Origin of the sequence: Myroides indicus (assembly GCF_004364575.1) — a bacterium.
GTDB classification, from domain to species: Bacteria; Bacteroidota; Bacteroidia; order Flavobacteriales; family Flavobacteriaceae; genus Flavobacterium; species Flavobacterium indicum_A.
On sequence record NZ_SOAG01000003.1, the window covers coordinates 70098 to 90142 of the forward strand.

Annotated in this window: 19 protein-coding genes; 4 read left to right on the top strand and 15 right to left on the bottom strand. The window is 33.6% G+C overall.

Translation table 11 applies throughout. The annotated features are described in order from the left end of the window. Positions 1 to 130: 130 nt before the first annotated feature. Positions 131 to 751: an L-threonylcarbamoyladenylate synthase gene (locus C8P70_RS01850; protein WP_133711658.1), complete on the bottom strand. Its 621-nt coding sequence runs from the start codon at positions 749 to 751 to the stop codon at positions 131 to 133. A gap of 37 nt (positions 752 to 788) precedes the next feature. Then, on the bottom strand, positions 789 to 3122 hold the full coding sequence (locus C8P70_RS01855) for an ATP-dependent helicase (protein ID WP_133711659.1): 2334 nt from the start codon (positions 3120 to 3122) through the stop codon (positions 789 to 791). A gap of 119 nt (positions 3123 to 3241) precedes the next feature. On the opposite strand from C8P70_RS01855, the gene C8P70_RS01860 reads away from it, so the two are divergent. Together C8P70_RS01860 and C8P70_RS01865 are read left to right on the top strand one after the other, a co-directional pair. Then, the gene (locus C8P70_RS01860; RefSeq protein ID WP_133711660.1) at positions 3242 to 3778 is read left to right on the top strand and encodes a DUF7935 family protein; all 537 of its coding nucleotides are present in this window, start codon (positions 3242 to 3244) and stop codon (positions 3776 to 3778) included. A gap of 26 nt (positions 3779 to 3804) precedes the next feature. Next, entirely contained in the window at positions 3805 to 4599 is a 795-nt protein-coding gene (locus C8P70_RS01865; RefSeq protein WP_133711661.1) for a DUF4197 domain-containing protein, read from the top strand. Between the two features lie 149 nt (positions 4600 to 4748). On the opposite strand, the gene C8P70_RS01870 is transcribed toward C8P70_RS01865, so the two are convergent. The 8 genes from C8P70_RS01870 to C8P70_RS01905 form a co-directional block, all read right to left on the bottom strand. After that, positions 4749 to 5543 carry an ABC transporter substrate-binding protein gene (locus tag C8P70_RS01870; protein WP_133711662.1) on the bottom strand — a complete coding sequence of 265 codons (795 nt, stop codon included), beginning with the start codon at positions 5541 to 5543 and terminating at the stop codon, positions 4749 to 4751. Next, a complete protein-coding gene (gene pyrF, locus C8P70_RS01875; protein ID WP_133711663.1) occupies positions 5540 to 6364 on the bottom strand; it encodes an orotidine-5'-phosphate decarboxylase in 825 nt (274 codons plus the stop codon). Before pyrF ends, C8P70_RS01870 begins: the two co-directional genes overlap by 4 nt. Before the next feature lie 210 nt (positions 6365 to 6574). Next, positions 6575 to 7648: a peptide chain release factor 1 gene (prfA, locus tag C8P70_RS01880; RefSeq protein WP_133711736.1), complete on the bottom strand. Its 1074-nt coding sequence runs from the start codon at positions 7646 to 7648 to the stop codon at positions 6575 to 6577. A 60-nt stretch (positions 7649 to 7708) separates the two neighbouring features. Then, positions 7709 to 8140 (bottom strand): SRPBCC domain-containing protein, encoded by a 432-nt coding sequence (locus C8P70_RS01885; protein ID WP_133711664.1) that lies wholly within the window; start codon positions 8138 to 8140, stop codon positions 7709 to 7711. An 89-nt stretch (positions 8141 to 8229) separates the two neighbouring features. Next, a complete protein-coding gene (locus C8P70_RS01890) occupies positions 8230 to 8802 on the bottom strand; it encodes a Crp/Fnr family transcriptional regulator (RefSeq protein WP_133711665.1) in 573 nt (190 codons plus the stop codon). A 103-nt stretch (positions 8803 to 8905) separates the two neighbouring features. After that, positions 8906 to 9514 carry a YceI family protein gene (locus tag C8P70_RS01895; protein ID WP_133711666.1) on the bottom strand — a complete coding sequence of 203 codons (609 nt, stop codon included), beginning with the start codon at positions 9512 to 9514 and terminating at the stop codon, positions 8906 to 8908. Positions 9515 to 9585: 71 nt separating this feature from the next. After that, on the bottom strand, positions 9586 to 12138 hold the full coding sequence (locus tag C8P70_RS01900; protein WP_133711667.1) for an adenosylcobalamin-dependent ribonucleoside-diphosphate reductase: 2553 nt from the start codon (positions 12136 to 12138) through the stop codon (positions 9586 to 9588). Between the two features lie 276 nt (positions 12139 to 12414). Next, the gene (locus C8P70_RS01905) at positions 12415 to 13887 is read right to left on the bottom strand and encodes an aminoacyl-histidine dipeptidase (protein ID WP_133711668.1); all 1473 of its coding nucleotides are present in this window, start codon (positions 13885 to 13887) and stop codon (positions 12415 to 12417) included. A gap of 153 nt (positions 13888 to 14040) precedes the next feature. On the opposite strand from C8P70_RS01905, the gene C8P70_RS01910 reads away from it, so the two are divergent. Next, positions 14041 to 14439 (top strand): DUF1456 family protein, encoded by a 399-nt coding sequence (locus C8P70_RS01910; protein WP_133711669.1) that lies wholly within the window; start codon positions 14041 to 14043, stop codon positions 14437 to 14439. A 71-nt stretch (positions 14440 to 14510) separates the two neighbouring features. Here C8P70_RS01910 and C8P70_RS01915 read toward each other — a convergent pair whose 3' ends face one another. Continuing rightward, on the bottom strand, positions 14511 to 14771 hold the full coding sequence (locus C8P70_RS01915) for a (2Fe-2S) ferredoxin domain-containing protein (RefSeq protein ID WP_133711670.1): 261 nt from the start codon (positions 14769 to 14771) through the stop codon (positions 14511 to 14513). A 77-nt stretch (positions 14772 to 14848) separates the two neighbouring features. Here C8P70_RS01915 and C8P70_RS01920 point away from each other — a divergent pair, with 77 nt between their 5' ends. Next, the gene (locus C8P70_RS01920) at positions 14849 to 15934 is read left to right on the top strand and encodes a DUF3810 domain-containing protein (protein WP_133711671.1); all 1086 of its coding nucleotides are present in this window, start codon (positions 14849 to 14851) and stop codon (positions 15932 to 15934) included. Between the two features lie 4 nt (positions 15935 to 15938). Here C8P70_RS01920 and C8P70_RS01925 read toward each other — a convergent pair whose 3' ends face one another. The 4 genes from C8P70_RS01925 to C8P70_RS01940 all read right to left on the bottom strand — a co-directional run bounded on the left by C8P70_RS01925 (position 15939) and on the right by C8P70_RS01940 (position 20032). Beyond that, complete coding sequence (locus tag C8P70_RS01925) at positions 15939 to 17240, bottom strand: NAD(P)/FAD-dependent oxidoreductase (protein WP_133711672.1); 1302 nt, start codon at positions 17238 to 17240, stop codon at positions 15939 to 15941. A gap of 133 nt (positions 17241 to 17373) precedes the next feature. After that, positions 17374 to 17616, bottom strand: coding sequence for a DUF3820 family protein (locus C8P70_RS01930; RefSeq protein ID WP_243832640.1), 243 nt, complete (start codon positions 17614 to 17616; stop codon positions 17374 to 17376). Next, positions 17607 to 18008, bottom strand: coding sequence for an OsmC family protein (locus C8P70_RS01935; protein ID WP_133711673.1), 402 nt, complete (start codon positions 18006 to 18008; stop codon positions 17607 to 17609). Before C8P70_RS01935 ends, C8P70_RS01930 begins: the two co-directional genes overlap by 10 nt. 2 nt (positions 18009 to 18010) lie before the next feature. Next, on the bottom strand, positions 18011 to 20032 hold the full coding sequence (locus C8P70_RS01940) for a LysM peptidoglycan-binding domain-containing protein (protein WP_133711674.1): 2022 nt from the start codon (positions 20030 to 20032) through the stop codon (positions 18011 to 18013). Between the last annotated feature and the right edge of the window lie 13 nt (positions 20033 to 20045).

Genomic DNA, 20045 nt, shown 5'->3' on the forward strand with positions numbered 1-20045 from the left:
TTTAAAATAAACAGTTACAAAAATAACAATTCGGTTTGAATTCCCCTAATTAAATTAGAGTAATATCAATTTTAGCGGCTCATTTGGGCTGTTTACTTTATTTTATTTAATGTTTTTCTTTAAAATGATTTTAAAATATATCTATTGCTCCTTTCCCCTCTCTTATTATTTCCGGCTCATATCCCGATAAATCAATAATAGTTGACGCCTGATTGTCTCCATATCCGCCATCTATTACCATATCTACTACATTATTCCACTTTTCGTAAATCAATTCGGGATCGGTGGTATATTCTAAAATTTCGTCTTCATCATAAATAGAAGTAGAAACAATAGGATTTCCCAGTTTTCTAACAATATCGCGCGCAATGTTATTATCCGGTACACGAATTCCCACGGTTTTCTTTTTTCGGAATTCTTTAGGCAAATCGTTATTACCCGGTAAAATAAAAGTATAGGGTCCCGGCAATGCTTTTTTCAAAATTTTAAAAGTAGCAGTGTCTATCTGTTTAATATAATCAGAGATATTGCTCAAATCATGACAAATAAATGAAAAATTAGCTTTTTCTAATTTTACTCCTTTTATTTTTGCTATCTTTTCTAATGCCTTGGAATTCGTAATATCACATCCCAAACCATAAACCGTATCGGTAGGATAAATAACCAATCCACCTTCTCGCAATACTTTTACTGCTTTATCTATTTCCTTTTCATTCGGATTTTCAGGATATATTTTTATAAACTGTGCCATAATTATCTTGTTTATTGCTATTTAGGATAGCTACAATTTACGATAAAACCTGAAGTTTTGCAAATCTGAGCAATAATTTTTTAATGCCTCCTACATCAAATCTGATTTCAGCTTTTTTATCGGCTCCTGCTCCTTCTAAATTCAAAATAGTTCCTTTTCCGAAGCGCTCGTGCATTACCACCTGACCCATTTCCAAATGTCCGTTATTATCAATAGCACTTTTAATGGATGAAGTGCTGATAGGTTTTAATTTTCGGATATTTCTATCTATTTTTGATTCTTCTTTTTGAGTAAGATAAACAGGAGGAATTCCGTTAATTGGTTTAGACAAGCGTAATTTGCTTTTATCGACATCGCCAAATATATCTGCATTAATTGACGGTTTGTATCTGTAATTGGTTTCTGGCGGAGTGAGATATTCTAAATACTGATCGTCGATTTCTTCAATAAAGCGAGAAGGTTCACTATCTATCAGCTTTCCCCATCGGTATCTTGATTGCGCATAAGTTAAATAGGCTTGGTGTTCTGCCCGCGTAAGTGCCACATAAAACAACCTACGTTCTTCTTCCAGTTCAGAGCGCGTATTCATACTCATTGCACTCGGAAAAAGATCTTCTTCCATTCCAACGCAAAATACGGTAGGAAATTCCAGCCCCTTTGCCAAGTGGATGGTCATTAAAGCTACTCTGTCATCATTTCCGTTATCTTTGTCCAAGTCAGTAGCCAAAGCTACATCTTCTAGAAATTCGCTCAACGAACCTCTTGCTCCATCAATTTCTTTCTGTCCTTCTATAAAATCTTTTATTCCGTTTAGCAGTTCCTCGATATTTTCCATTCGGGTTATTCCCTCAGGTGTAGTATCTTTTCTTAATTCCTGTACTAATCCGCTTTTTTTAGTTACGTGCTCGGTCAGCTGATAAGCATCCATTATTTCATCCTGAACCTGAAAAGCTTTGATCATCGTGACAAAATCCACCAGTTTATTTTTAGTCCCGGTTGTAATTTTTAAATCAATTTTGTCAAGGTGTTCCATAATTTCAAAAATAGAACGCTTGTAATGATTTGCAGCGATAGTCAGTTTATCCAAGGTTGTGTTTCCGATACCTCTTGCCGGATAGTTGATAACTCTTACCAATGCTTCTTCATCCTTTGGATTAATAATAAGGCGAAGGTAACTCAATACATCTTTTATTTCTTTTCGCTGATAAAACGAAAGTCCTCCATAAATTCTATAAGGAATATCTTTTTTGCGAAGTGCATCTTCCATTGCACGCGATTGTGCATTGGTGCGATATAAAATAGCAAAATCACTATTTTTTTTCTGATCTCTCATTTTTTCTTCGAAAATGGTAGATGCTACAAAACGCCCTTCTTCACCGTCTGTAAGTGAACGGTGTACTTTTATTTTAGGCCCCAAATCATTAGCTGTCCAAACTACTTTTTCCAGTTTGACTTTATTTTTTTCAATGATGGTATTTGCTGCTTCAACTATATTGCGCGATGAACGATAATTTTGCTCCAAACGATACGTTTGAACCCCCTCGTAGTCTTTTTGAAAATTGAGAATATTATTGATATTTGCTCCTCTGAATGCATAGATACTTTGTGCATCATCTCCCACTACACAGATATTTTGGAAACGATCTGACAGTGCACGAACAATTAAGTATTGTGAATGGTTTGTATCCTGATACTCGTCTACCAGAATATATCTAAACCTATCCTGATATTTCATTAAAACATCTGGAAAGCGGGTTAAAAGCTCATTGGTTTTCAATAGTAAATCATCAAAATCCATCGCTCCGGACTTAAAGCATCGCTCAACGTAGTTAGCGTAAATTTCTCCCAAGCGAGGTTTTTTACTCATGGCATCTGCTTCCTGCAACTCCGGATTATTAAAATAAGATTTTACCGTTACCAGACTGTTTTTATAAGAAGATATTCTGTTTAAAACCTCTTTGGGTTTGTATATATCTTTGTCCAGTTGCATTTCTTTAATAATTTGTCCAACCAGTCGCTGGCTATCCTGAGAATCATAAATAGTAAAGTTAGAAGGATACCCCAATTTATCAGCTTCGGCACGTAAAATTCTGGCAAAAACAGAATGAAAAGTTCCCATCCACAAGTTTTTTGCTTCTGAATTTCCAACAATCTGAGCAATTCTCATCTTCATCTCCCGCGCGGCTTTATTAGTAAAAGTCAGTGCCAAAATATTAAAAGCATCTACTCCCTGATGCATCAAATAAGCAATGCGTAAAGTAAGTACACGCGTCTTTCCGGATCCCGCACCGGCAATGACAATCATTGGTCCGTCTTTTTGTAATACAGGTGCCTTTTGAGCATCATTTAATTGATCAATATAGTTTTGCATACTCCACAATCGTAAAAAGTCAAAATTACAACTACTATCCTGTTATAACAAGTTTTTTTGATGGTATAAAAATTTATTGCCAGCTGATTATTATTTCTATTTTTGTAAAAAATCAAATTATGAATGCTGATTTAATTGCACAAATAGCCGCTTATGCCATCCCTGCGATAGTTGTTTCTATCCTCTTTTATTTTACTTCGGAAAAAATATTACAACGACAAGCTGCAAGAGATCGTTTTATAATTGATAAATTATCCAATGCAGATACTCAAATAGATGTTAAAGCTCTCAAATTACAAGCTTGCGAAAGATTAATTATCTTTACTGAGCGCATTGACTTAAAAAAATTAATTCTGCGAATTACTCCTTTTTCTGAAGATAAAAATGCCTATCAGCTATTGCTTACACAACACATTGAACAGGAATTTGAATATAATATTGCACAGCAGATTTATGTTTCAGGGCAATTGTGGGATATAATTACACATACTAAAAATACTATTGTAAATACAATTCAGCAAACTGCAGGAAAAGCATCGGTACAAGATGCACATGAATTGAGAAATCTGTTGTTAACAGAATCTGTTTTAATTCAAAAAAGTATTGATGTAGCTTTACTTGCCGTCAAAGAAGAAGCTAAACACACTATGAATTAATAATTTATAAATAAAAAAACGTTAGAATGAAAAAGAGTTTAATTGCTTTATCCTTATTAACTACAACGCTTGCTGTTACTCCAAATATTTTTGCTCAAACTGGTTTAAACGACATTATTTCTAATTTAAGTCAGGACAAAGTTGCCCAAGGCTTGAAAGAGGCATTGGACAAAGGTATTGAAAAGCAAGTATCTAAATTAACCCAAAAAGATGGCTTTTACAAAAATGATTTAGTCAAGATTCTCTTGCCTGAAGAAGTCCAGAAAGTAGATCAGACACTTCGTTCTATCGGCATGGGAAATATAGCTGACCAGGGTATTTTGCTTATAAACCGCGCTGCTGAAGAAGCAGTAAAAGAGGCTACACCCATTTTTATAGATGCAGTAAAAAACATGACTTTTAACGATGCTAAAAATATTTTACTCAACGGAGATTCCGCAGCAACCAATTATTTAAAAAGCAGTACTTCGAAAGCATTGTATTCAAAATTTTCACCTGTGATTCAGCAATCGCTTTCTTCTGTTGGTGCAGATAAAGTTTGGGAAAATATTTTTACGACTTATAACAATCTTCCTTTGGTAACTCCTGTAAGTACAAATTTAACAGATTACGTAACGAACCAAACTATGGACGGAGTCTTTAAAATGATTGCTGTTGAAGAAAACAACATCAGAGAAAACATCGGCGGTTCGCGTTCTTCTAATCTGTTACAAGAAGTTTTTGGCACGCAAGACAATACCGTAACAAGCTCTAAAAATAATAGCACCAAAGAAAAAAACACTCAAAAAAAGAAGAGTATTTTTGATTTGTTTAAAAAGTAAAATTAACTGACTAACAATAGTTTGATAACATTAGTTTAATAGCTTTTGTAATTCTAATTTTCAATTTTGTATAACAATAAGATTTCATAAGGTTAGGGTTAGTTGATTAAAAAAACCGAAAAAGAAAGATAACTTTTTCGGTTTTTTATTTATAGTTTTTCGTGTAGTTTCTTAAAATAGTCAAAAGCTTGAGATAAACGAGTTCCGTACCACGAAAACATTTCACCGTCTACAAAAACGGTTTTTCCATGATGCGTAAAACGCCCTATTTCAAAAGCGTGCTCTTCTTTAAAAGGATAAGGTTCTGAGGATAAAAAAACAAGCTGAGGATCGCCTTCTCTCATAATATCTTCTAAATTAATTTCCGGATATCGTTCTGTTTTGTCTGCATAAATATTTTTGAACTTATTTAGTTTTAAAAGTTCATCAATATATGTTTGAGCTCCTGCTACCATATAAGGTTCTCTCCAAATAAAATACGCCGTCCTATAGGATGGCTTATCTTTTATATAAAGCTTAAAATTGTCAAGTGCAAACTTAATTTTATCATTCCATTTTTGGGCTTCAACACGCTTGTTAAACAAAAGGCCAAAATCTTTAATCATTTGAGTATTGTCTTCCAACGTTTCTACGTTAGTCACCCAAACCGGACATATTTCTTTTAATTCATTTACAATTTCCAGAGTATTTTCTTCTTTATTAGCAATGATAATATCCGGCTGAAGTGATTTTATTTTCTCCGTGTGTACTTTCTTAGTACCTCCAATTTTGGTTTTGGTTGATTTAAAATGATAAGGATGAATACAAAATTTAGTAATGCCTACAATTTCATCTTCCAGTCCTAAATCATATAAGGTTTGTGTTTGAGAAGGCACCAGTGAAATAATCCGCTCCGGCATCTTTTCGAAAACATGATTTTGTCCTAGTTGATCAATTAATTTCATAGCATCCTTTGATTTAAAATCTCTTCCATCTCTTGTTGAAGAATCACAGCTTGTTTTCTTGACTCAGAAGCAAAACACTCTTTATCAGAAGCATATATAACTCCTCTTGAAGAATTAATTAAAAGCCCTACTTGCTTATTTAACCCGTATTTACATACCTCTTTAAGGTCGCCTCCTTGTGCTCCCACACCGGGAACCAGTAAAAAGCTATCCGGAACTATCTTTCTGATTTCTTCAAAATAATCTGCTTTAGTGGCACCCACTACATACATCAGATTGTCTGTATTTTTATATTGTTTAGATTTTTCCAACACAATTTGGTAAAGTGGTTTTCCGTTAATCATCTGTGTTTGAAAATCAAAAGCACCTTCATTGGAAGTCAAGGCAAGCAAGATAGTGTGTTTATTTTGAAAAGCTAAAAAAGGTTCAACTGAATCTTTTCCCATATAAGGTGCTACAGTAACACTATCAAACTGCATATCTTCAAAAAATGCCTGAGCATACATAGAAGCTGTATTTCCTATATCTCCTCTTTTAGCATCGGCAATTGTAAATATTTCAGGATAATTTACATTTAAATATTTTATTGTTTTATCTAGTGATTTCCATCCCTTTATTCCGTAAGCTTCATAAAAAGCAATATTGGGTTTATATGCTACACATAAATCGTGTGTAGCATCAATGATTGCTTTATTAAATTCAAAAATAGGATCTTCGGTCGCGAGCAAATGTTTTGGAATTTTACTTAAATCAACATCTAATCCAATACATAAAAAAGATTTCTTTTGCTGAATTTGCTCGTATAGTTGTTGTGTTGTCATTATTTTATATTTTGGGGTTATTTTTAAGCTATACCAAATTGTAGAATTAAGAGCTAATAACTCCTTATAATTAAAGCGTCATTTTATCTTTGAAGGAAATAGAACTGATAGGATATAGATAATAAATATCCTTTTTTAGTTTAAATTCTTTCATTTTTCTAACTATTAAAAAAAAGCCTCTAAAAAAAGAGGCTTTACAAATATATTAAATTAAAATACTTCTGATTCTTTTAATTTTTCAGTGTTGCTTACCAACTGAAGCTCATCAATAATTTTCTGAATATTTCCGTTCATTACGCCATCCAGATCATAAAGGGTAAGTCCTATTCTGTGATCAGTTACGCGACCTTGCGGGTAATTGTATGTGCGGATTTTTGCCGAACGGTCACCTGAAGAGACTTGCGAATTGCGTTTTTTAGCGTCTTCTTCCTGTTTCTTTGCCAACTCCATTTCGTATAAGCGCGAACGCAAAACCGATAAAGCTTTATCTTTATTTTTGTGCTGTGATTTTTCATCCTGACACTGTGCTACCAAACCTGTCGGAATGTGCGTCATGCGAACGGCTGATTTAGTGGTATTTACCGACTGACCTCCCGGACCGGATGAACAAAATAAGTCAATACGAACATCATTCATATCAATTTGTACATCAAATTCTTCTGCCTCCGGAAGTACCATAACAGTAGCCGCAGATGTATGTACTCTTCCTTGTGTTTCGGTTTGAGGTACGCGCTGTACTCGGTGCACGCCTGCTTCAAATTTTAAAGTTCCGTAAACATCTTCGCCAGTAACCTCAAAAATTACTTCTTTATACCCTCCGGATGTTCCTTCGTTTACATCTACAACTGATGTCCTCCATCCTTTTGATTCACAATACTTAATATACATTCTGTATAAATCTCCTGCAAAAATACTGGCTTCATCTCCACCCGTTCCGGCACGAATTTCCACCATTACGTTTTTTGCATCTTCCGGATCTTTGGGAATCAGCATAAATTTAATCTCTTCTTCTAACTGTGGTAAGCGTTCTTGTGCTTCGTCTAATTGCATTTTTGCCATTTCAACCATTTCAGCATCACTTCCATCTGCAATAATCTCTTTAGCTTCATCAATATTTCCAACGATATTTATATACTCTTCACGCTTTTCAACTAAAGCCTTCAGGTCTTTGTATTCTTTGTTTAACTGTACATAACGTTTTTGATCGGCAATAACATCGGGTTGGATAATTAAATCCGAAACTTCATCAAAACGCTGTTTTACGTACTGTAATCTATCTAACATCATAATGCGAAAATTTTTCGAGTTGCAAATTTACAAAAAATGCTGATGCAAATAACAGTATTACTTTATTTCGGCTATTTTTTTTAACTGTTTGTTCATTTCATCAAAACCATTTTTTATTTCATCAAGATTGAATAATCTTACCAAAAATCCACTAAACTTTTCACTTTGAATAAAAGTCACTGTTCCATTATTATTATCAATAATTTCAAACTTGTGTTCTCCATCAAAAAATCCCTTAATGAGAAGCTTGCCCAACCACTTTAACTCTCTGTTTCCTATTTTTGAAGTTACAGTTGGTTTAAAAATCATTCCCTTTTTGCCAGGTGGCTGTATTTTAACAATTAATCTTTCTCCTTCTTTAATTTGTCCTTCAATACGAGGTATAAAAGAATTCCAATTTGGATAGTTTTTAAAATCTGTAAGAATCATCCATACTTTTTCTGGAGCTGCCTGAATTATAATTTGCGTTTTAATCTCTTCTGTTTTCATACTGCATAATTAATAAATGTTGTTTTTTACTATAATTATACAAAGATCCGTTTCTGCTCCTATTTCTAAATTGATATAAATCAAGAATTTTATTCTGTTATCTGTTTCCTTATTCTACTAAAAGTTTCCGGTGTCATTCCAAGCATAGATGCTATATATTGCAAAGGTACCTGATTAAAAAGTTCTTTATTATTTGCAAAGAAAAAGTGATATCTTTCTTCTGCTGACATTGTCAAATGACTGAAAATTCTATCTTCTAAAGTAGAGAAACAGTTGATTATAAATAGTTTTTCAAGCTCATTCCACTTAGGAATAAAATCTTTCATTTTGATGTATTCACTTTTTTTAATTGTATATATTTCCGTATCTGTCAACGCCTGAATTATCCATCGGGCTGGCTTATTAAAGATAAAACTTGATAAATCCGTAATAAAATATCCTTTTGTGCCAATCCACTGCGTAACTTCCTTTTTTTCGGTCTCAACAAATACTCTTAAAAAACCGGACTGAATAAAACTCAATTTGTCACAACAGCAATCTGCACTGAGAAAATAATCTCCTTTTTTTAATTTTTCTAATTCAAACAAAGCTGTTATTTCTTGCAGCTCTGTTTGTTCTAATGTCCCAAAATACTTTTTTATACTTTGTTCAAGTTCTGTCATCTGAATTTATTTGGCTTATTTAGACACAATATAAATCTATAAATTTAATATAAAAAAAAGAAGCCTTTGAATCAAAGGCTTCTTTTTCAAACTATAAAAATAATTATTTTTTAATTTCCACTGCTATTTCAACATCAGACCACGTTTTACCTTCGTGTAGTGCTTTACAGGCTTCGTGCAGACTATTAAAGGCCTTATCAGCTGTAAAATCTGCTAAAACATCTATAGACCCGTTAATTTTAACGCTACTGTCCGTTGCTGTATATTTAAATTCTTTTTCTTTGGTAATTCCATTCATGGTAAGATTTATTTTTACCACGCCGTCTTTAAAGGTTCCGAAAGAACCATTTATATTTCCTACCATATTGGCAAAAAATTCAGCTTTTAATTTGCCGTCACGCTCCGGATCTTTGGAATTTACTGAACTGGTAACTACAATAAATTTTGCATTTGTTAAACTTTCTGCTAAAGAAGAGGCATCTTTATTAACGTCTAATAGTTTTATATCGTCAAAAGATCCTTTTACACCCACTTTGGCAGGTGTTTTAAACGCAGTCCATTCAAGAGAATAGGAAAGCTCTTTCTGCTGAGGAGCTTCTGTCGTTTGCTCAGTTGTTTCGGCATTTTTGACATCTTTATTCTCTTCTTTTTTTTGTCCGCAGGAAACAGCTAACAAACCGACAAGGGAAAAGGTTAAAAATATTTTTTTCATTGTTTAACTTTTTTGAGTTTCCTCAAATGTAATGATTCAAATTTTAAATTTTTCTTAAAACCCATAAAAAATTAAGAGCATTTGGATGAACCACAGTCCTTACAAGTCAGACAACCTTCCTGATACATTAAGTTTGTGGAACTGCAATTAGTGCACTTTTGTCCTTTAACTTCTGTACCATCGGGTACAAATCTCTTCAAAGCTCTGGCAACACCATTTTTCCAAGTGTTTATAGATTCATTGTCCAATTGGAGCGAGTTGATCAACTCTACCACATTTTCTATCTCCATACCGTGGCGTAATGTACCTGATATTAATTTGGCATAATTCCAAAATTCTGGATTAAAGCGATAAGATAATCCTTCTATTGTCGTTTTATATCCTCTTTTGTTTACAAATTGAAAATCATATCGAGAAATACCGTTTTCATCTCGGTTTTTAATAATATATCCTTCGTTTACCCAGCGAGGCAATAAAATTCCATCTTCATCATCAGCAAGACCTGTAAATATCTCATACGGTTTATCGTCAATTTTGCCAATAAAAGCGATCCATTTTTCTTTATTGTTTTGAAAACGAACAATGTCACAATCTAAAACCTGAGGTCGCTTTGTAGGGAATGTCTTATCTTCTTCTATTAGCTCTTCTTTCTTGTCGGCAGAAATCAATACACCTGAACGAGAACCGTCTCTGTAAACGGTAACTCCTTTACAGCCTGCTTCCCAAGCTTTCATATACAGCTGATCTACTAATTCTTCTGTAGCTTCATTGGGAATATTAATGGTTACGGAAATGGAGTGATCTACCCATTTTTGAATGGCTCCCTGCATTTCCACTTTGCTCAGCCAGTCAACATCATTAGACGTAGCTTTGTAATAAGGTGACAGCCGAATTAAGTCATTTATTTCCTCTTGTGAGTAATTTCGATCTGTATCATAGCCTTTTATTTCCATCCACTGTTTAAATCTATGGTGAAAAACCACGTATTCTTCCCATGAATCTCCTACTTCATCTACAAAATCAACGCGTACATCTTTATCGTTAGGATTAACTTTTCTTCTGCGTTTATACACGGGCATAAATACAGGTTCAATTCCGGAAGTAGTTTGGCTCATTAAAGATGTACTTCCTGTTGGTGCTATCGTCAGCAAAGCAATATTTCTTCTTCCATATTCCAGCATATCATTATACAGTTGAGGATCTGCCTCTTTTATTCTCGCCACAAAAGGATTACCTTTTTCCCTCTCTGAATTATAAATAACAAAGGCTCCTCTCTCTTTTGCCATTTGTACTGATGAACGATAAGCTGATAGCGCAAGAATCTTGTGAACCTCTACAGAAAATGCATTCCCCTCCTGGCTTCCGTATCGGATACCTAAAGCAGCCAGCATATCGCCTTCTGCCGTAATTCCCACTCCGGTTCTTCTGCCTTCTTCTGCTTTTTTTCTAATCTCCAGCCATAATTCTTGTTCTATTCTTTTTACAGTTTCATCTTCAGGATCTTCATTTATTTTAGTTAAAATAGCATCTATTTTCTCCAGTTCTAAATCAATAATATCATCCATCATTTTTTGTGCTATAGCCACGTGTTTTTGAAACAGTTTAAAATCAAAAAAAGCTTCTTCTGTAAATGGATTTTGAACGTAAGAGAACAAATTTATGGCTAACAGTCTACAGGAATCGTAAGGACAAAGCGGGATTTCTCCGCACGGATTTGTAGATATGGTTTTATATCCTAAATCAGCATAGCAATCCGGTAAAGATTCACGGATAATGGTATCCCAAAACAATATTCCGGGTTCAGCAGATTTCCATGCATTGTGAACAATCTTTTTCCATAAATCTACTGCTTCTATCTCCTTGCTAAATTTTGGATTAGTGCTGAAAACAGGATATTTCTGTACATATTTTTGCTGCTGTTTTACTGCTTGCATAAATGTATCATCTATTCGCAATGAAACATTTGCTCCTGTAATCTTTCCGGCTTCCATTTTGGCATCGACAAAGTCTTCTGAATCGGGATGATTAATGGATACAGACAGCATTAATGCCCCTCGTCTTCCATCCTGAGCCACTTCTCTGGTAGAATTTGAATACCGCTCCATAAAGGGGACTAAACCTGTAGAGGTAAGAGCAGAATTTTTTACGGCCGACCCTTTAGGGCGAATATGTGATAAATCATGCCCTACTCCTCCTCTGCGTTTCATCAGCTGAACTTGTTCCTGATCAATTTTCATTATTCCGCCATAGGAGTCACTTTCGCCTTTATTTCCTATCACAAAACAATTTGAAAGTGAGGCAATTTGATATGGATTGCCAATTCCTGTCATTGGACTGCCTTGCGGAATAATATATTTGAAGTTCTTTATCAAATCGAATATTTCTTGCTCTGATAAAGGATTGGGGTATTTAACTTCGACACGCGCAATTTCTTTAGCAATTCTTTTATGCATATCGTCAGGAGTTTTTTCAAAAATTTCTCCTTTTGAGTTTTTTAAAGCATATTTGTTAACAAAAACAGTAGCTGCTAATGTATCACCATTAAAATATTGGGTTGAGGCTTTTATGGCTTCTTCAGAAGTATATACTTTTTCTTCTGTCTGTTGTATTGTAAAAATATCCATAGCTGTATTTATTTTGCAAACTAAATTACAAAAAATGTTTTGGATAATGAAATACAAAAATAAAAAGTTTACAAATAGAAATACATAATTACTTACTAGTCAATATTTTAAATATTTAAAAAAGTTCAAAAGTTTACAAAAAAATAAAATACATTAATAATTAATTGTAAATAAAAAACCTCAGAAAAAATCTGAGGTTTACGCTTTTTTGTTCTTTAACTTAATACAAACATTTACTATTTTTGATATAACAACGCCGTTTATACTGTATTTTACTTAAGCCTTTTCAGGAATATTATTGAGTATTTCGAGTAAAAATTTCCAAAATTTATTTACAGAACGTATACTAGCTCTTTCCACCGGAGAATGAGCCCCTTTAATTGTTGGTCCGAAAGAAATCATATCCATATCAGGATAATGCGTTCCTAAAATACCGCATTCTAAACCAGCATGACAGGCTACCACATTAGGTTTAGTGCCATTTTGTTTTTCATAAATAGCTACTAAAACATCTAGTATTTCAGAATCAGGATTAGGATTCCATCCAGGGTAAGAGCCCGAAAACTCTACTTCGCATCCCATAAGTTCAAAGGCAGAACGCAGACCATTTGCCACGTCAAGTTTAGACGATTCAACGGAAGAACGGGTTAAGCATTTAACAACTAATTGCCCTCCGCCTACCTCTACCTTAGCAATATTGTTAGAAGCTTCGACTAAATCATCAAAATCAGGACTCATTCTGTATACTCCGTTATGTGCTGTGTACATTGAACGCACAAAAAAGTATTGAGCCATCGGAGGCATTACTTTTTTAGGCATATCAGAATCGTTTAATTTTTCGAAAATCACTTCTAAGTCCGGATCAACAGTATGTAATTCTGCTTTAATATCATTGACAATTGCGTTCATATCATAAGCAAAAGCTTCATCATATACTTTTGCAATAATGACTTCAGCAACACTTTCGCGTGGGATAGCATTTCTCAGACTTCCGCCTTCTATTTTTGCTATTTGCAAACCAAAATTATCAAAACCATCAAACAGCAGTCGATTCATAATTTTATTGGCATTTCCCAATCCTTTATGAATATCCATCCCGGAATGCCCTCCATTTAATCCTTTAACAGTTATCCGGTACCCTACAGAGCTTTCTGGCGCGTCTTCTTCGTCATATTCTGCTCTTGCGGTTACATCTATACCTCCGGCACATCCGATATCAATTTCATCATCTTCTTCTGTATCTAAATTCAAGAGAATTTCTCCTTTTAGCATTCCACCTTCCAATCCTTTGGCTCCTGTCATTCCAGTCTCCTCATCAATGGTAAACAATGCTTCTATAGCAGGATGAGGAATATCTGTGCTTTCCAAAATTGCCATGATAGCAGCTACACCAATACCGTTATCTGCTCCTAAGGTAGTACCTTTTGCCCTTACCCAATCTCCGTCCACATACATTTCTATCCCTTGCTTATCAAAATCAAAATCAGTATCATTATTTTTTTGATGAACCATGTCCAGATGCGATTGTAACACAACCGTTTTTTTGTTCTCCATTCCTGTTGTAGCAGGTTTTTTAATGATCACATTTCCAACCGAATCCTGTATAGTTTCCAATCCGATATTTTTTCCGAAATTCACCATAAATTCAATTACCCGTTCTTCTTTCTTAGAAGGTCGCGGAACTTGATTTAAATCGGCAAATTTATTCCACAACCGTTGGGGGGCTAAATTTCTAATTTCCTGACTCATATTTATTGTTCTTATTTTCAGTATTATCTTTCAAAATTAAACATATTCACTCTGTTTTAAAAACAGTTTTCTTTTTATTTTTAATTGATTGGATTAAATAAATATTAAGACTCATAAATATATTTCTATCTTTGTCATTACAATTTATTGCGGATGACTAATAACGATATATTTAAAAAACTAAGAGTAGCATTACAATTGAGAGACGACCAAATAGTTGAAATTCTCAATCTGGTTGACTTCAGAATTTCTAAAGGCGAAATAGGAAACTTTTTCAGAAATGCGGATCATCCCAAATATGTTGAATGCGGTGACCAGATATTGCGAAACTTTTTAAATGGATTGGTTATTTACCTGAGAGGAACTAAAGAAAATCCGAAAAATCCAAATGAAGTCTTAGCAACTCACAAGGTTGTAGTCAATAAAGAAAAAACAGCTAAAAAAGTACTACCTACTTCTCAAAAAGGAAAAACAAACAATAAAAGCATTGCTAAAAAGACCGTCACTATCAATAAGAATATCAAATTTAATAACGGAAAAAATAAAAAGTAATTAATTTACTACTTGCTGTTAGCAAATACACGCTATGATTTTTATATTATTAAAATTATTATTGCTTTACTTTAAACAATATATTCTTCAAATATTTTTTTAGCTTTCTTTTTTCCGACTTCTTTTTTGTAAACATCATAAACAGGCAGATACACTACCGGAGCTTTTTTGCACATTCCCTGACATTTCATTTTTCCGACAGAACAGCAATCCGTTAAACCACTTTCTTCCAATAACATTTTAAAACAATCCTTAGCCTCTTCATTATAACGACAGCATTTTTTTCCGTCACAAACCAGAATTGTATGCTTTGCTTTCTTAACTTTACCCATAAATGATAAATTTGATGCAAATATATCTATTTTTATCTATTCTAAATTAAAATGAATACATAAATTTAATTAACTGAATGAAACTTAGATACCACATAATCATTTTTGTATGCTTTCTGATTTTTTTTAATCTCTTTACCCTCAATCCTGAAAATGTTGAATACTGGTATACACAGCAGTTTTATTTATCCTACAGCCGTTTTATGCTTGCTGTTACTAACTATTTTCCGTTTTCAGTAGGAGATATTTTATATGTAATTGCAGGAGGATATATTATTTACCGGATAATCAGAATATTCAAAAAATACACCCTGTGGAAATTCCGTTTGCTCCATACTGCCAAAATCGGAATTAAATTTTGTCTTATTTTTTACATGCTTTTTAATATTACATGGGGATTAAACAACTACAACTTTCCGATTTCGCATCGACTCGACATTGAAACTACTTATACAGATGAAGATTTGGAAAAACTAATTCAAAAAATAATATTTACAACTAATCTTCTCCACTCAGAATTAATCAATGACAGCATACAGGCTTTACAGATAGAAAAAAGTACTGAAGAAATTATGAAAGACGGCAGTGAAGGAATTAAAAATCTGGCAGACGAAACTAATTGGTTTGCCTACAGAACTTTATCTATTAAAAAATCTATTTTTAGCTTACCGTTAACTTATATGGGATTCTCGGGCTATATCAACCCTTTCACAACAGAAGCTCAGGTTAATTATATGATTCCTAAAACTACTTTGATTGTTACTACTTCACATGAAATGTCGCATCAATTGGGATATGCAAAAGAAAGCGAAGCTAATTTTATAGGCTTTTTGGCTGCCCACAGTCACTCTGATAAAAAATATGTTTATGCTTCTAACATATTTGCCTTGCGCTATTGCCTGAATACACTGGCAAAAAATAACCCAGACAAAACAGAAGAATATCTTTCGCACATTTACCCGGGAGTAATAGATAATCTAACTGAAAACACTATTTTCTGGAGCAACTACAAAGGGATTACTGATTCGTTTTTCAAGTTTTTTTACAGCAATTTCTTAAAGATAAATAACCAGAAAGAAGGTATACATTCTTATAATAAATTTGTAGCCCTTTTAATCAACTACGATAAAGCTTACAAATTATATCCTTCTTTTGAAAATTAGCCTCTTAATTGTGCATTTCAAAACTTTCTTCATTTTTTCGTTTGTAAGGTCTTACAATTAAACGTGCCTGACGGTCGAACATGAGATAATTATACATCCAGTTCCAAAATACAACTAATTTATTTCTGAAACCGATTAGAGAAATAAGATGAACAAACATCCAGACAAACCACGCAAAAAAACCGCTGAACTGAAATTTAGGCAAGTCAACTACTGCTTTATTCCGACCTATCGTTGCCATCGATCCTTTGTCGTTATATACAAATGGTTTTAGGGCTTTCCCATCTCTCAATCGCATTAAATTTAGCGCCAAAAGTTCGCCTTGCTGTATAGCTGGCTGTGCCATCATAGGATGTCCGCCCGGCGTTTTTTCCGTCATCATAGAAGCTACATCGCCTATGGCAAAAATATCGGTAAATCCTTCTACTTGATTAAAATCATTTACTTTTATTCTATTTCCTCTCTGAATTACCGCTTGGTCAAATCCTTCTAGCGTTGCTCCCATTACACCTGCAGTCCAGATTACTGTTTCAGCATAAAATTCTCGTCCTGACTTAGTAGATACTTTTTTTCCGTCAAAATCAGTTACAATTTCATTTAGCCATACGTTAACGCCTAACTTTTTTAAAAACTCTTCTGCTTTTTTGGAAGATTTATCAGACATGGCATCCAATACTTTACTTGCTCCCTGAACAACATTGATTTGCATTTTTCGAATATCCAAATCCGGATAATCTTTCGGCAAAACATGCTTTTTCATCTCTGCAAGAGCTCCTGCAAGTTCTACACCCGTTGGTCCCGCTCCTACAATTACAAAATTCATCAATGCATTTTGCTCATTCATATCATTAGTTAAAAGAGCTGCTTCGAAATTTTCTAAAACCAAACTGCGAATATTTAGCGATTGTGGAATTGTTTTCATTGCCATACTGTTTTGTTTGATCATCTCATTGCCGAAAAAATTGGTTTTTGATCCGGTAGCTATCACTACATAATCATAAAAAATAGTTCCAATATCGGCAATAACCTTTTTATTTTCAGTATCAATCCGCTGTACTTCTGCTAAACGAAAATAAATATCATTAAAATTTTGTACTACTTTTCGAATAGGAAAAGCAATAGAACCAGATTCTAGTCCGCCAGTTGCTACCTGATATAGTAAAGGTTGAAACGTATGATAATTGTGCTTGTCAAGCAAAACTACCTGAAAACTCTTATTTTTAAGCTTTTTAGCCAGCGATAAACCGCCAAATCCTCCACCAATAATCACTACTCTCGGATGGTTTGAAGTAGGAATATTCATCATAACAATTCGTTTTAACTATACAAATTTACGACTTATTATTTAGTGGTAGAGTTTCCTCTAACAAAAGCTTAGCAAATAAAAAAAGCTGTGCATTAAACACAGCTATAAAATCAAATTTTTAAAATAGGGAGCTTCATTTACTCTGAAAATTATTTCTTATGTTTCTCAATAAATTCTCTAATCCATTTAATTTCAACTCATAAACCATCATCAGTTGATTCCCTAATTTACCACTTGGAAAGCCTTTGTTTTTATACCATATGACATAATATTCAGGTAAATCAATAAGATATTTCCCCTGGTATTTTCCAAAAGGCATTTTAGCATGTGCTAACTCAGTTAAAAACTTTTTGTCCATTAAAGGTTCTAAAGCCATTTGAACGTAATTTCTTTTTCTACTTCGGGATGAAGACTTAAAAAAACGGGACAATGCATAGCTGCTCTTTCCAAAACTGTTTTTTGCTTTTGGTCTGAAGCCCCTCTCATTTCAAAATGTATCGTTATTTTTTTAATGCGTCGCGGATCCGACTGCATTTCTTTATAAACTTGTGCTGTTGAGTTTTTTAAATCAATATTCAATTCTGCTGCCTTAATTGCCATTATAGTCATAGCACAGGCTGCCGCAGCATTTGTCACCATGTCAGTCGGTGAAAAGGCTTGTCCTTTTCCATGATTATCAACAGGTGCATCTGTAATGATTTTCTCTCCTGACTGAATATGAACAGACTCTGTTCTTAAATCTCCCTGATAAACTATTTTTGACAACATAATTACAATTCTTTTACAGTTAAATTTTCATCGTATTGCAACAAGTAAACTCCTGTATTTTGAATAACACCTGCTGCATTTTTATGGTATACAAACTTATTCTCTACTTCTTGCGTTTTATAATTCAGTGTACTGACAAAATCTTTTCCCTGAAACAAACGCAAAATCACATCATACGCAACATCATACCCTCGGGTTGCAAAGCGATTGGGGTAAATGTTGTTTTTGTTTTTATATTCTCTGGCAAAGGCTGTTTCGGAAGCTGATCCGCTTTCTCTTGTTACTGAGGGAAAGGTATATTTTAAATCAACCAGTGTCTGAATATTAATTTCCCCATAATCAAAAATATCGCTTTTATCGAATGATGCTATTTGAATATCAAAGTCACTTACTCTGTCTTTTAATTTATTTGTCAATAACAAAGCAGATTCAATGCTATTAGAATCTAAAATAAATACGTTCCTTTTTCCAGCTACTAAAGTTTTATCTATATCGCTAAGCAATCCTGTGCTAATCGTTTTTATATTGGGATAACTACGTTGCATAAATCGTTTAGTAGAAGCTTTTTTATCATCAACTATAACCGTAATTTTGGTATTTTGCTTTATAAAATAGTCCAATAATTCTCGTTTAAGCACATCCCCATAAGGCATGGTTTGAACTAACTGAGATGAAGGATTCGTTCTTTCGTTAGATAGCGGAGACACTACTATTATATCTTTATTCGGCAGATTTTGTACAGCCTTATCAACGTTAGTTTTGAAAAAAGGACCAATAATTACATCTGTATTGGAGAAATTATTTTGTTTTAAAATAGTTTCCACAGACGAATTGTCTTTAGATTCATTGGAATCATAAACATTTACTCTTAAAGGTAGACCTAATTTATTAGCTTGTTCCACCGCAAGCAATACTCCAGAGTAAAAATCTAAAGTCATATTTAAAAAAGCATCGCTTTTTAATCTTTCTTCCGGGGTGTTTCCCAATTTTTCAATGTTAAAAGGCAATAAAAAAGCAATTTCTTTACTTTCATTCTTATTTAATGATTTGGACAATTCTACAAAACTTCCTGTTGTATTGATTTCTACTGCGCTATAATCTTCATCTGCATTTCCAGACTTGCTAGGAACAATAAGTTCCATTCCGCTTTTGAGCCCTGCTTTTAAATCTGGATTTAATTTTAATAAATCTCCTATACTTATTTCATATTCTTTTGAAATACTGTATACAGTTTGTTGTGGCTCTACTGTAATTTTACTATATTTACCTGTGTTTTCTTGACTTGAATCAACACTTGGGGTAACCACTTTTATATCATTACCCGTGTTACCTCCATAAGCAGGTACTTTTATCTGCTGACCTATTTTTAGTCCGTGTCTTAATTCCGGATTTAGCTCTACCAATCGCTGAATAGTAGTATTATACATCACTGCCAAACCGTAAATAGTTTGCTTAGGCTCTATAGAAACTGTTTCATAGTATATGTTATGAATATTTTTTATAGTATCAGGAGCAGATGCAGGCAAATTGCGTAAATACGTTTTTTCTACAATTTGTTCTGGTTCATTCACATTTACATCTTTCCCTACAATTATAGTACTTCCTGCTTTTAATCCGTCAAATCTTATTTCAGGATTCCAAACTAAAATATCTTCTACAGAGATATTGTAGGTTTTGCTAATTCCATAAAGAGTTTCTTTAGGTTGAACTACATGAGTTTGTCCTTTTGCACCCGAAACAGAATTATCCTTTATCTCTTTTTGCGATAGATCAATTGATTTATCGTTTTCTTGAGATAGAAATTCTTTTGTGGGTATTAAAACAAAACTGCCTTCTTTTATTCCGCTTTTTGCTTCAGGATTATATTTTAATAATTCCGACACCGGAATATTGTATTCTCTAGCTATTTTACTGATGGTATCGCCTTTATTCACCCGATATTGAATAAAAGAACTGTCCTGTGCCTGTAAATTGAAAATGGTCAGCAAAAAAGCTGAACATATTGTTATTATCTTTTTTCTCATCTACAAAAATATT